The sequence below is a fragment of the Microcoleus sp. PH2017_12_PCY_D_A genome (assembly GCF_020738565.1).
Lineage (GTDB): Bacteria > Cyanobacteriota > Cyanobacteriia > Cyanobacteriales > Microcoleaceae > Microcoleus.
The window spans coordinates 36,214-49,889 of the sequence record NZ_JAEQCI010000030.1; the positions used below are offsets into that span (position 1 = coordinate 36,214).

The window sequence follows — 13,676 nt, forward strand, 5'->3', positions numbered from 1 at the left end:
GTATGAGCTTACTTTTATATAGTTACTATTGTAGATCGGATTACCATTGGGGCGATCGCCTCAACAAGGTCGTAGCAGCCTCGCTGTCGAGTGGTTTAGAGAAAAAGTACCCTTGACCGTACTCGCAGCCGATCGCCCGCAGTTGAGCCAATTGCACGGCGGTTTCGACACCTTCTGCGACTACCTCCATCCCCAAACTGCGCGCTAGCATGACGATCGCCCGCACGATTTCCAAATTCTCGCCCGCGGCGCCGATGCGACTGACAAAAGAGCGATCGACCTTCAAAATATTAATCGGGAATTTGTGCAAATAACTCAGAGACGAATAACCAGTACCGAAATCATCAATGCACAGCGCGATTCCCAACTCCCTCAACTGCGAAAGCATCGCCGTTGCAGCTTCCCCATCTTCCATCACCACAGTCTCAGTAATCTCCAACTTCAAACAGCGAGCATCTACACCAGTTTCCTGCAAAACTTGCTTGATTTGGTCGATCGACTCCGGCTCGGAAAACTGCCTCCCCGAAAGATTCACTGCTACTGTCAGCCGGGAATTTCCCACAGGCAAATTCAAACTCTGCCACTGAATAATTTGGCGGCAGCTTTCGTTCAAAACCCACAAACCCAAAGGCATAATTAACCCAGTTTCCTCCGCCATCGCAATAAATTCCATCGGGGAAACCAAACCGCGTTCCGGGTGCAGCCAGCGCACCAGCGCCTCAAATCCGATAACCGAGCCGCTTTTCAAACAAACGATCGGCTGATAATAAACAGTAAAAGGACATTCCAATTTAGGAGGAGCAAATTGTGATTTCGCACGCTCCAACTTCCAGTCTATTTCGCACAACGGCGAGTTTTCCCCCGCCTCCCCACCTGGGAAATCCACAATCGAATATGTCAAATTCAGTTCATCAATCGACTGCCGCAAATCGTGTTCCAAGTGCATCAAAGCCACAGCCCGAGTGTGCATTGCACTCGTAAACACTTCGTAGCGAGCTTTACCGAGAGCTTTTGCCCGGTACATGGCAATATCAGCATCGCGCAAAATATCTCCAGGCCACTGATATTTGTCGGTACTCATAGCAATGCCGATGCTAGCAGTAATTAAAACTTTATGACCTTCTAAATACAGCGGTCGTTCGATCGCCTTCAGAATTCCCTTTGCTTGGGCGATCGCTTCATCCACACCTTGAATTTCCTCCAGCAAAATCACAAACTCATCTCCCCCGAGACGAGCCGCCGTATCTCCGGGGCGCAAACAAGTCAAGAGACGGCGAGCCACGGCCACCAACAGCCGATCGCCCGTGCGGTGTCCCTGACTGTCATTAATCACCTTAAACCTGTCCAAATCGAGAAACAGCACCGCAAATTGATAGTTGGGATGCCGTTGGACGCGAGCAAAAGCTTGGCCCAACCTGTCAGTCAACAAAGCGCGGTTCGGCAACTCCGTCAGCGCGTCGTGCAAAGCATCGTGCAACAATTGGTCTTCAGCCACCTTGCGCTCAGTCACATCGTGACAGTTGACGACAATTCCCCGCACCGAAGGTTCCAAGAGCAAATTCGTCGCCACCGCTTCCAACACGCACCAGAAACCGTCCTTGTGCCGCACTCGGTATTCTGCCAATCCCAGCCCTACTCTCGGCATTTCGATGACACCTTTGAACACTTGATCCACCATCGGCAATTCATCGGGGTGAATCAACTCAAACACAGACCGGCCGAGGACTTCCGCCGTCGGGTAGCCCAAAATCCGCTCGGCGGAAGGAGAGACATAGCGGCAAAAGCCTTTCTCGTCGAGAATTACAATAATGTCTCTGGCATTTTCAATCAGCGATCGAAAACGCTTTTCGCTTTCCCGCAGTTCTTGTTCCGTGCGCTTGCGATCGGTAATGTCGGTATTCATGTAAATCAGACCGACAATTTTCCCTGTAGGGTCTTTAATAGCATCGGCCCGCAGCAGCACTTGCAAAATTTTGCCGCTTTTTGTGCGGTTGGTAATTTCACCAGACCAAGAATAACCGCGGGCTATCGTATCGAGAACTTCCCTGGCGACTGCGGGGTCAGCAAAAATTGCCGGTATACCTCCAGCGAGTTTAAATTCCTCTGCGGTGTCCCATTCAAATAGCTGAGAAAACGCTGGATTTTGATAGATGTGAGTGCCCGAAACATCGCTGATGCCGATCGCGTCGCTCGAACTTTCCACCGCCTTGCGAGTCAGCACCAAAGCTTCTTCTGCCCGCTTGCGCTCGGTAATATCAATCCCTACCAGACAAGCTGCATTGCCCCGATCGTACTTTTGAGCCACAATCAAATAATGTCCCGCCGACTCTGTGCCCTCAGTTTTCACCTTAGCGCTGAGTTCTTTAACCGCTTCCGTAGCGTCGCCGGCAAAAAAATCCACCACAAAAGAGTAAAAATCCAAGCTAGCGCCCAGAAAACCAATATCCTGGCCGACAAAGGCCGACGGCGACAAACCGTGCAGTTTAGCTAAGTGGTGGTTGACGCCCAAATAGCGCAAATCCGAGCTAATCCAAGATACTATGCCCGGAACTGCTTCCAAAATCGTTTGCAGTTGGTCGTTTGCTTGCTGCAAAGCTTCCTGGACTTCGATGCGCTCGGATAAGTCGGACTGAGTTCCGACGAAGTGAGTCAAATTACCGCTGTCGTCTCGCAGGGGAGATAGGGACAATTTGTTCCAAAAAGGAGTGCCGTCTTTGCGATAATTTTTGATTGTCACCTGCAATGCTATGCCTTCGCGCAAGGCTTCGCGGATCTTAGCTACTGTAGTTCGATCGGTATCCGGGCCTTGCAAAAATCGGCAGTTGCGCCCCAAGATTTCACCGGCGCAGTAGCCTGTGATCCTTTCAAAGGCCCGATTGCAATAAATTATGGGACTGTCGGGCGCATTGGCGTCAACAATGACAATCCCGGTGGTAGTAGCAGCCAAAGCTCGATCGCGCAGCCACAGTGCTTCTGAGCCCGTATCGCGATCGGCTGCGTCCCCCACTTCATCTAAATTATAAATTGACTGGTTATCCCGATTTCCCATCAGCCAAACTTTCAAGCAAACCTTTGCAATTTCCTAGTTGCTTCTTACTTTAACGTTTTTCAGGACTAGCGAACGTAGATTGCATCTTTGCCTTTAACTAAGCGGGATTTCACGTTAGTTGTTAGTTGTATTTTCTGCGCTTGCTGTGTCGGTATTTACACAAAGCGCATCTTCACTGTCACAGTAAAAAACCCTCATTTCCTCTCCCCCTCTCCCCCTCTCCCCCTCTCCCCGCACTCCGTCAATCAGGATGTGCAGCAGCTTATTTACCAGGAGTCTCAGATTGACCGGGTGTAATATTAATCAGGGGTAGAGCCCCGTTGCTCCCCATTACTGTCGGAAACTGACCGTTCCATTTTTCGATCGATTGCTGCTGTAAAATTTCGGGAGTTAAAGTTTGTCGCTGCAACCGTTGAGCTTCAGCTTGCTATGAGATCCCGGTTAATTTGCGCCGGAGCATCCGGGCTTGCTTTTTTAACTGTAAATTCTGCTTGTTTGGCTTCTTGTTCTGCTATCTTTTTGGCTTCTATCGCTTTACTCAATTCAGGAGAAAAGCCAAAGTTCACCAAGGATACATCTCTAACTATCACTCCGTAAGGCGCTCAGCGATTTTTGAGAAATTTGTCAATTTCTGTTTTAAGTTCTGTGCGTTGAGTAATAATTTCTTCTGCTGTTTTTTGAGAAGTTGCTGCTTTGATAACTTCGGAAATTGCCGGAGTGAGAATGCTATTGACAATTTGTTCTTCGTCTCCTACTTGCTGGAAAAATTGGTTGGTTGTGGCTGGATATATGTTCCAGTTAATTGCCAAGTCTGTACTAATTTTTTGCTAGTCTTTGGATGCTGCATCTGCTTTGATGTCTGTTTTTTGGACTCGGACGCGAGCGGGTTTTAACAGAAGTGACGATCGGAAAAATTGGGTGGATGCCTTCATCTAAAATTGCGTTATCTACTTTGCCAAATCGCATAATTACGCCGCGTTCCCCGGCGCCGACTATGGCAAAAGGTTTTAAAATTAAGGTGGCAATGATGAAGACGATGCCACCAAGGATGTAGGGAGTTAGGTTGTACCGAACACTTTGCATGGTTCTCCTATGTTAATTCCGCGTTGATTTGTGTTGCGGGATGTTAGTTTTGATCGAGTCTTATCTAAGATAATAAATTCATGTTAATGGTGCAAGATTTCATAAAGTCAGTGATTTATGTTCATACAAGTCATATAATTTTGAGGTTGGCAGAGGGTCTGAACTGCAAAAGGTATACAATTCCGGTTAGATTGGCGATCGCCCATGAACGAGCCCACTTGTACCAGACCCAGATGATAGATGAATAATTGTTTCAATATCTAGACAAATGGCATATTTTTAGATAGGGAATTGAAGAACAAAGATCGATCGCTCTTTCTACAAGCTATAGGATGGCGAGCCCAGCTCAAAAGCTTTTCAGAAAGCTAAAAAATCAGGATAAAACAGGTATTTTTTGTGAATTATTAGAGAAAAATTGCAGGTGGGCGCAGGTGAAACCTTTGCCGGTTGGTGCAAGCACCAGTGCAAGATACCATTTAAATCGCATTGAGGTACACACTCTATTTGTATAACAACCGCCGTGGCGGTTAGAACGTTTTTAATTACTGAACTGCTTTTCGTCCTTCTTCCTTCTTCCCTCTTCCCTCTTCCCTCTTCCCTCTTCCCTCTTCCCTCTTCCTTCTTCCTTCTTCCTTCTTCGGTTAACTGTCACGCTGGGACTTACCCTACCCTCCAGAGTATAAAAAAAAGACTCCTTGGGCAAGTTTTGAATTTATAGCGACAAATGTTAAAAATTAGAATTTTAAAATGGCAAAAAATAAGCTAAGGTTAGATGAGAACGGTTGAATAAAGGTATCTAATGTTGCAGCGACACCCTTGGCCGCAGACAATTGAAGAGGCGATCGTCATTCAAGATGTTCTCCGGTCAGAGGTAATTACCGAAAATCAACTGGACACAGTTCGGTACGTCGCAGGCGTAGATGTCGGCTACGACAGCGCAGAAAGCCTATCGCGGGCCGCTGTAACAGTTTTGAGCTTTCCAGACTTGCAATTACAGCAGCAGTCTGTGGTTCGCAGTCCTACAGCTTTTCCTTACGTTCCCGGTTTCCTGTCTTTTCGAGAAGTGCCGGCAGTCCTCGACGCTTTACAAAATATCAGTTTGAGACCAGACTTGATATTGTGCGACGGTCAAGGACTAGCTCACCCCCGCAGGTTCGGCCTGGCCTGCCATTTGGGAGTTTTGACAGGAATTGCGACGATCGGAGTTGCCAAAACTAGATTTATCGGAGAACATTCAGAAGTAGGATTCGAGAGGGGCAGTTGGCAGCCCTTGCTGCACGAGGGATCGACGGTAGGCGCAGCTTTAAGGACGCAAACAGGGATAAAACCGATTTATGTATCGATCGGTCATAGGGTAAACTTGATAAAGGCGATCGAGTACGTCCTGCACTGCGCCCCGAGATATCGCTTGCCAGAAACAACTCGATCGGCAGACCAACTAACATCGGGATAACTGACCCGCCCGGAAGGCATCAAAAAAATAAAAAGTCAAAAGACAAAAAAGCATCCCTCTTTGGACTTTGAATTTTAGAAGTGTCGCCGCCCAGTCGAAAAATGCTCTGAGTGTATCGCCAATCAGCTTTCGGTTCCATCCTTCCAGCGAACTAAAGAATGACTATACCTGAGAAAGAGGTATAAAAGTTGGGGGATTTCTAGAATGATTGAAAGACAGTAATCAGCTTAAACATTGGCGGCTCGAACAACAGTACCCCGGGTGTGAACTATGTTTAGTTCACATTTGTAAATGATGAAACAGTCATCCTGCGACTTAAACTCAAAGTTTACATTCGTCAGATGACGTTTCATAATTTACCGTCTGACCTCTCACCGCTGGCTGGGAGTCCCAACTACGGTGGGAGGTGGAGGCGGGATCGATCGAAAAAATCAGCAAACAAACAAGGAGACAGTCATGGCTGAGAAAAGCAAACGCGGATTCGCATCTATGGACGCAGAAAAACAGCGTGCAATTGCTAGCAAAGGCGGAAAAGCTGCACACGCGAAAGGAACTGCCCACGAATTTACTTCGGAAGAAGCCAGAGAAGCTGGTCAAAAAGGTGGCGAAGCTGTCAGCAGAAATCGGGAACACATGGCTCAAATTGGTCGCGAAGGCGGCCGGAAAAGCCGCAAAAGCGAAGCTTAATTGAGTCTGTGACAATTTCAACACAGTGACTGAAATATCGTCACTGTGCGATTCTTAAGAAGTTATGAAGCTGTCTTGAGGGTCAACAAGTTTGCGGGCTAGACAAGGCAAGCAAACACCAGTCTGTCTCTCAATAAAAGCCAATCCGATCGCAAAAAGCCCCGAAATCGGGGCTTTTTTGTTTGTGAGACGAAATATTTGGTTAACTAAGGATCGTGAATTAAATAATTTACACATATTTGTGGGACGGGCTCTCCCGCCCATCCCACAAGAACAATAAAAATTGTAAGTTATTTAATTCTCATTCCTAATATAGTTGGCGATCGCACTTTTTGACCTCAGAAACCCCATTTCTTTGTAGATTTCTCGTTACCAAACCCAAAACTCCCAGAAACCCGGTTTCTTTGTAGATTTCTCGTTACCAAACCCAAAACTCTTAGAAACCGGGTTTCTTGGCCCAAGCGCGTGGGCCCGGAAACTGTCCGAAGTCTTGATATAAATAAGTAAGATTTTTATATTTTTCAGGAAACAATAGAATCATGACAAACCAGCTCAATTTAACATGGACAGAGGCTGGGGTGCGTCAAACTCAGACGATTCAAAACGGACAGCCAAGCAAAAACCCGCCAAGCGTAAGACTCGGACGCGACCCAGCGCAGTGCGATATAGTATTTTCGGATTCCAGCGTATCGGGGTTGCACGTCGAAATATTTTTTAATCAAGAATTGCAGGAGTATGCAGTGCGGAATTTGCGCGCCAGCAATCCGCCCCTGGTAGACGGAAAAATTGTCGCCTCGGGCGAAGCAATATTGAAATCCGACAGCCGCATCCATTTAGGCCAAGTGGAAATCGAGGTGAATGTAACTGAGGTGCACTTAGCCGCGCCGCTGACAGTTTTGCTTGGGGCGCCTCCGGTTCAAATTTCTTCCCCGCCGACGCAGCCTTCCACCTACGGTTTGCAGTGTCCCAAGTGCAGCCGCGTTTCGCCTTACGCGCAGTTGAGTGCGGGGTGTCCGTGGTGCGGTACTTCTTTGGCGGCGGCGGCGAGTGTGGTGCTCTCGGAGTGAGGGGAGAGAAAAAGCCAAAATGGGCCGATCGCTCTTTTGTTCGATCGCGCGATCGCCAATGCTAGGATCTTGCTGGCAACGACACCTAATTTTCACTTCCTGACACTTTTGGGACTGCATTCAATCGAAAATCTCAAATATCAGGGGCGAAATAACGAGAAATCTACAGATATTCTGGGTTTATAGCCCCCATGCACCTAAAACTATTAAAGTTTTTGAGATAAGCCCCGAGATCAAATCACATCTCTCAAATTCAAAAATCTTTTTTCGCAGAAAGCTCAAAGCCGACTGCTAATGTTAAAAAAATAATAATGAATCCTCAACCCTTGCACCTGCGACTTACCTGGAAAGATACAGCTACGGGGGATTGTCGCTCCCCGATACTCGAATTGCCCATCGCTTTGGGACGTATTTTTGAAGCTATGCCCGCCACCATCAACGGTGAGCGAGTTTCTCGAATTCCCCTCAAAAGCAGTCAAGTGTCTCGGTTTCACGCTGTGATTGCAACCGTTGGCGACAGTATCGCAGTTACTGACACTGGCAGCCGCAACGGTACTTTTGTCAACGGCACCCGCCAAACCCGGTGCGTGCTGGCAAATGGCGATATGCTGCAAATCGGGCCCTACAAGATAGCCATTTCATTTACTGTTAATTCCACAGAAACCCAGTCTGTCAATTCTCACATTTTCTTTAACCCGCAGACCAATAGGCCAGACCCCGCGTTGGGGCCGCAAACGGTGTCGCCGCTGCCTCAAACACCTAGTAAAGGAGAATTTCCGCCGATCGCATTTTTGCAGGCAAATCAAGTCACAATGCGATCGATCCAATCTATGGGACTCCCGGTTGAAGAAATTGATTGGGCTGCTGTTGGTGGCGGTTTGGGCAGCTTGATTTGGGTGGATTTGCTGAGAATTTGCGGTGTGAAGGTCGATCGAATTGCAGTTTTGGCCATGGAAGAGCAACCTTACGCCCGTTACCGTCGGTTGTGCCTGAATTCTCAAATTCCGCTCCGGGAACGGCTGCGATCGAATTCTGACTCGTGTCCAGACAACATTTGGGGCTGGCCTCCCTATGCTGTGCGGGAAGCTTGGCAGGAATTGCGGAAAGGGCGGTTGATGGTGTCGCTGAAGTTGATGTGGCAGGTGTTTGCGGAACCGACTTTTGCCGAAACTTATACGCCGCGCGCCGGAAATGTGTTTGATTCGATTGATAGGGAAACTGCGCGTATCGGGTGGAATCAGATGTTTCGCTACGGGAGAGTGCGGGCGATTCGGAAAACAGATGACGGCAGGTACGCGATCGCTTATTCTCGATCGAATGCCAACGAGCGCGATCGTGCTTTTTTAATCGCCAAATACGTACACTTAGCCACCGGCTATCCCGCGATTCAATTTTTGCCCGACTTGCAAGAATACCGCGAAAAAACCCAGGATTTTGAGTCGGTTGTCAACGCTTACGAAAGCCACGACGGCGTTTACGAAAAGTTGGAAGCCCGGGGCGGCAGCGTGTTAATTCGAGGGCGGGGAATAGTCGCTTCGCGGGTGGTGCAGCGGATTTATGAAGCGCGACAGCGAAATGCCAACATTCAAGTATTGCATTTGATGCGATCGGCCAAACCTCAAGGTAACAAATTTAACCTCGCCGTGCGACAAGTCGAAAATCACTATGAATTTCAACCTTTCAACTGGCCCAAAGCCTGTTGGGGCGGCGAACTCCGCGTACTTTTGGAAAAAGCCAAACCCGAATTTCGCCCGCAGTTTCTCGGAGACTGGGGCGGCACTACCACAGCCAATCGCAGCGACTGGCGGCGCATTGTCAAAGAAGGTTTAAGTCAAGGATGGTATCAAATTACCTTCGGCGAAGTCGAGCGAGTCGAGCGCGACAGTCAAAACCGCACCGTGACTTACATTCGGGAGAAGGATCTCAAGGGGCAAATTAAGTTAGAAGCTGATTTTATTATTGACGCGACGGGTTTGGACGCTAAGGTAAAAACCAGTCCCCTGCTAGAGGATTTGGTAGTTCAATACAATCTTCCCCTCAACAATTTGGGGCGTTTGAGCGTTAACAACGATTTTGAAGTCCCCGAATTACGCAACGCCTCCCCCAACAACCCAGAAGGGCGGGTGTACGCAGCGGGCGCGATTACTTTGGGCGGCCCTTACGCGCCCGTAGACAGCTTTTTGGGCTTGCAATACGCCGCCCTGCGTTCCGTTGAAAGTCTGGCAGCTAACGGAGCTCCGGGTGTTGGGAAATTGAGCGTTTGGCGATCGTTCGTGCAGTGGTTAAAGTGGATTTTAAATAAATCTCCCGGCTAAATTGAAGAAGAAGGAAGAAGGAAGAAGTAAGAAGGAAGAAGGAAGAAGGAAAGAGCGATAAAATTAGTTCGTAGTGAGGACTTTAGTCCTCAAACTCTTATAACATCTCCTTCAATTTAAAATCCCCAATTTTAATCCCAAATCGAAGGCGCTTCGCATTCAATCTCAAATCCCCAATCTAAAATCCAAAATCCCAAATCTAAAATCGAATGACCCCCACCTTATTCGGCCGCTGGCAAACTCGGTTACTGCTATTTGCAACCATCGGCGTTTTAGTAACCCTGCCATTTTTTTTAGGTTTAATCACCTCCACATCGGGCGCAATTTTTTTCTTAATTTTAGGCTATGCAGCCATTTTTGGCATCGGCTGGGATGTCTTATATATCTACATCCAGCAATTTCGCTGGGATCGAGATTGGCCCGGCGCATTTCAATTGATCGCCGGCATTTGGGAAGCACTTTTTGTGTTATTTTTAATCAAAACTATCGGTTTGCCCGGAATACCGCGAGAAGATTTTGATTTAGGAGCTTTTGCCTTGCATTACAGTTTAGTGTGGCTGGCTATTTATCTAGCATCGCAAACGCTGATGCGAATTTTATTTCCCTACTGGCGTTTCCGAGGCGGCCAATGGTTGTAAAAATATTGTGTGATTTTTGTGATGCTTGTAGGAACTGGTTTTACAAACAATCTGTGTCTAAGACCAATAATCTCATCAACCCGCCCCGGCCAATTATCAATTCCCCATTCCCGATTCCCAATGCCCAATTCCCAATGCCCAATTCCCTGTATATTCTCATTTTTTTCCGGTTCGGGATTCCTTGACCTCGGTTTTGAATTAAATGGGTTTCATGTAGTCTATGTCAATGAAATTTTCTCACCTTTCATGCAAGCATACCGTTATTCTCGCCAGTGTCTGAATTTACCGCTACCAGAATACGGACACTGCGAAGGAGAAGCAGCAGATGTAACTCGGCTTGTAGAAGGAAAACCAGCTTCTCGCCTGCGGGAATTGATGCAAGATGCCCGCCAGCATCACGATATTATTGGATTTATTGCCGGGCCACCTTGTCCCGACTTTTCAATAGGTGGCAAAAACCGAGGTGGGGAAGGAGATAAAGGCAAACTTTCAGCTTCCTACATAGAATTGATTTGTCAGCAGCAGCCGGATTTCTTTTTGTTTGAAAATGTCAAAGGTTTGTGGAGAACTAAAAAACATAAAGCTTTTTACGACGAACTCAAGCTTAAGTTGGCTGATGCGGGATATGTTTTTGTGGAACGTTTAATAAATGCGATCGAATATGGAGTACCGCAGGATAGAGATAGAATTATCTTAATCGGTTTCCACAAACATCTTGTCAAAGATAGGGGCATTTGTTTAGATAAAAACAGCCAAATGTTGCCTCAAGGTTTATTTCCTTGGTCGAGTCAGATATTATATCCCAAATCGGAAGTTTTTTCTAATCCTTGGCCTGAGACTGATGCGTTTGCCTGCGATAGTTGGTTGCCTTGCCCCGATGGCATTTCCAAAGAGTTAACAGTACAGTTTTGGTTCCAAAAAAATGATGTTGTAAACCATCCCAATTCCGAACATTATTTTCAGCCGAGAGCGGGGATTAAAAGGTTTGCTGCTGTCGATGAGGGAGATGATTCTAAAAAATCTTACAAGCGTTTGCACCGCTGGCGTTATTCCCCAACTGCTTGTTACGGCAATAATGAAGTTCACTTACACCCTTACAAAGTTCGCAGGCTTTCTGTTGCAGAAACCCTGGCAGTTCAGTCTTTGCCAAAAGAGTTTGCCCTGCCCGCAAATATGACATTAACTAATATGTTTAAAACCGTGGGAAATGGAGTTCCTTATCTGGCGGCACAAGCTATTGCTAAAACTATTTTATATTTTTTAGATAATAGTTTTCAAGCGTCTCATATTCCCGAATTTTTGAAGAAGTCGGAAATCTAAAATTTATTACTATTTGTAGGGTGCGAAATGGGCACCTTAATACTATTTGTAGGGTGCGAAATGGGCACCTTACCGCTACCAATAAGGTGCGCATTGCGCACCCTACAATTCCTAAAGTTCCCAATTCCCAGACGTATCTTATTTAACGCAGAAGTGTTATAATAACTTGTTAAGGTTGAAAACCTAGATTTTTTATTTCCCTGCAATTCGCCATGACCGTTAAACCCCGCCGCTATCACATTACCACTTTCGGATGCCAGATGAATAAAGCCGACTCGGAACGGATGGCCGGCATTCTCGAAAATATGGGCTTTGAGTTCTCCGAAGACCCGAACGACGCTAGTTTGATTCTCTACAATACTTGCACGATTCGCGATAATGCTGAACAAAGAGTTTATTCTAATTTGGGAAGGCAGGCTCATCGCAAGCGCAAAGAACCTGGTTTAACTTTAGTTGTAGCTGGATGTGTGGCGCAGCAGGAAGGTGAGGCGCTGCTGCGGAGAGTGCCGGAATTGGATTTAGTAATGGGCCCGCAACACGCTAACCGACTTGAAGATTTGCTGGAAGAAGTTTTTCAGGGTAATCAAGTTGTGGCGACTGAAGCTGTGGAGATTATGGAGGATATTACTAAGCCTCGCCGCGATAGCAAGGTGACTGCTTGGGTGAATGTAATTTATGGTTGCAATGAACGCTGCACTTATTGTGTTGTGCCGAATGTTCGCGGGGTTGAACAGTCGCGAATGCCGGAGGCAATTCGGGCTGAAATGGAGGATTTGGGCCGGCAAGGTTACAAGGAGGTGACTTTGTTGGGGCAGAATATTGATGCTTACGGGCGCGATTTGCCGGGGACGAAACCGGATGGTAGCAACCTGCATACTTTGACTGATTTGCTTTATTTTGTGCAGGATGTTCCGGGAGTCGATCGCCTGCGTTTTGCTACTAGCCACCCTCGCTATTTTAATGAACGATTGATTAAGGCTTGTGCGGATTTGCCGCAGGTTTGCGAACATTTTCACGTGCCTTTTCAGTCTGGGGATAATGAGATTCTGAAGGCGATGTCTCGTGGTTACACTCAGGAGAAATACCTGCGAATTGTGGATATGATTCGCCGTTATATGCCGGATGCTTCGATTACGGCTGATGCGATTGTCGGGTTTCCTGGGGAGACGGAGGCGCAGTTTGAGAAGACTCTGAAGTTGATCGAAGATGTTGGTTTTGATTTGGTAAACACTGCTGCTTATTCGCCTCGCCCTGGTACGCCTGCTGCTTTGTGGGAAAATCAGTTGAGTGAGGAGGTGAAAGCCGATCGCCTGCAACGCATCAATCATGTCGTGACTACAACGGCTATGGATCGCTCGCAGCGCTATTTCGGGCGCACGGAGGAGGTTTTGGTGGAAGTCCAAAATCTCAAAGATCCAACTCAGGTGATGGGGCGCACTCGCGGCAATCGTCTCACATTTTTTAAGGGGGATATTGCACAATTGGCTGGTAAGATTGTGCGTGTTAAAATTACTGATATTCGCGCTTTTAGTTTGACTGGAGAAATGCTGTAAGAGTTTGGGTTGTATGGTGTGCCCCCAACCACCTTACCGTCCAGGTATGTTGTTGCGCTTGGGCGCTCTTATATATTATATAGTAGCGCCCCAGCGCAACAACGTGCCATAAGAGTGTAATTTCTGATAAAGATTGGTTTGTAGTGAGGACTTAAGTCCTCGGATGGATGCGGACTGAAGTCCTCACTACTAACATTGTTTGCGGGCGATCGACTGAACAGGATGTTAGGTTGCTGGCTGGCGGTCAAATTAGATTTGATTTTTATTAAGAAAAGAGAGTTAAAATCCATGACACAAAGTTCAGAATTCGACGCACAACAGTCAATTCCCCAAACAGATGCAGAAGGTGAATTGCCGCAGCCAAACGAACGCGGAGAGTACAAAAGAACATCTCACCGATATTGGGAAGCCACAAATTCAGGTAGTGCCCTGAAGGAAAGGATCGAGAGAATAAAACTCACGTCAAAGAAAAGTAGGCATTTAGAGTTGTAAATTAGCATTGTAATGATGC

The 13,676-nt window shown here is 47.1% G+C and carries 11 protein-coding genes and 1 pseudogene; 8 read left to right on the top strand and 4 right to left on the bottom strand.

Going from position 1 to position 13,676, the window contains the following annotated elements; all coding sequences use genetic code 11:
* Nucleotides 1–40: 40 nt before the first annotated feature.
* The 4 genes and pseudogenes from JGK39_RS09070 to JGK39_RS09085 form a co-directional block, all read right to left on the bottom strand.
* The gene (locus JGK39_RS09070; protein ID WP_293296759.1) at nucleotides 41–3,049 is read right to left on the bottom strand and encodes an EAL domain-containing protein; all 3,009 of its coding nucleotides are present in this window, start codon (nucleotides 3,047–3,049) and stop codon (nucleotides 41–43) included.
* A 262-nt stretch (nucleotides 3,050–3,311) separates the two neighbouring features.
* Entirely contained in the window at nucleotides 3,312–3,458 is a 147-nt protein-coding gene (locus JGK39_RS09075; RefSeq protein WP_293248293.1) for a hypothetical protein, read from the bottom strand.
* A gap of 10 nt (nucleotides 3,459–3,468) precedes the next feature.
* A pseudogene (locus JGK39_RS09080) lies at nucleotides 3,469–3,858 on the bottom strand (SPFH domain-containing protein).
* A gap of 7 nt (nucleotides 3,859–3,865) precedes the next feature.
* Nucleotides 3,866–4,132, bottom strand: coding sequence for an SPFH domain-containing protein (locus JGK39_RS09085; RefSeq protein WP_293248290.1), 267 nt, complete (start codon nucleotides 4,130–4,132; stop codon nucleotides 3,866–3,868).
* Between the two features lie 799 nt (nucleotides 4,133–4,931).
* Between JGK39_RS09085 and nfi the strand changes: the two genes are divergently transcribed.
* The 8 genes from nfi (at nucleotide 4,932) to JGK39_RS09125 (ending at nucleotide 13,657) form a co-directional block, all read left to right on the top strand.
* A complete protein-coding gene (nfi, locus tag JGK39_RS09090; protein WP_293248287.1) occupies nucleotides 4,932–5,585 on the top strand; it encodes a deoxyribonuclease V in 654 nt (217 codons plus the stop codon).
* Nucleotides 5,586–6,041: 456 nt separating this feature from the next.
* Nucleotides 6,042–6,272 (top strand): KGG domain-containing protein, encoded by a 231-nt coding sequence (locus JGK39_RS09095; RefSeq protein ID WP_293149797.1) that lies wholly within the window; start codon nucleotides 6,042–6,044, stop codon nucleotides 6,270–6,272.
* 539 nt (nucleotides 6,273–6,811) lie between these two features.
* Nucleotides 6,812–7,339 carry an FHA domain-containing protein gene (locus JGK39_RS09100; RefSeq protein ID WP_293296760.1) on the top strand — a complete coding sequence of 176 codons (528 nt, stop codon included), beginning with the start codon at nucleotides 6,812–6,814 and terminating at the stop codon, nucleotides 7,337–7,339.
* Nucleotides 7,340–7,650: 311 nt separating this feature from the next.
* Nucleotides 7,651–9,654: an FHA domain-containing protein gene (locus JGK39_RS09105; protein ID WP_293248281.1), complete on the top strand. Its 2,004-nt coding sequence runs from the start codon at nucleotides 7,651–7,653 to the stop codon at nucleotides 9,652–9,654.
* Between the two features lie 209 nt (nucleotides 9,655–9,863).
* Nucleotides 9,864–10,292, top strand: coding sequence for a hypothetical protein (locus JGK39_RS09110; protein WP_293248278.1), 429 nt, complete (start codon nucleotides 9,864–9,866; stop codon nucleotides 10,290–10,292).
* Nucleotides 10,293–10,412: 120 nt separating this feature from the next.
* Nucleotides 10,413–11,612: a DNA cytosine methyltransferase gene (locus JGK39_RS09115; protein WP_293296761.1), complete on the top strand. Its 1,200-nt coding sequence runs from the start codon at nucleotides 10,413–10,415 to the stop codon at nucleotides 11,610–11,612.
* A gap of 212 nt (nucleotides 11,613–11,824) precedes the next feature.
* A complete protein-coding gene (gene miaB / locus JGK39_RS09120; RefSeq protein ID WP_293248272.1) occupies nucleotides 11,825–13,165 on the top strand; it encodes a tRNA (N6-isopentenyl adenosine(37)-C2)-methylthiotransferase MiaB in 1,341 nt (446 codons plus the stop codon).
* 288 nt (nucleotides 13,166–13,453) lie between these two features.
* On the top strand, nucleotides 13,454–13,657 hold the full coding sequence (locus JGK39_RS09125) for a hypothetical protein (RefSeq protein ID WP_293296763.1): 204 nt from the start codon (nucleotides 13,454–13,456) through the stop codon (nucleotides 13,655–13,657).
* Nucleotides 13,658–13,676 lie beyond the last annotated feature (19 nt).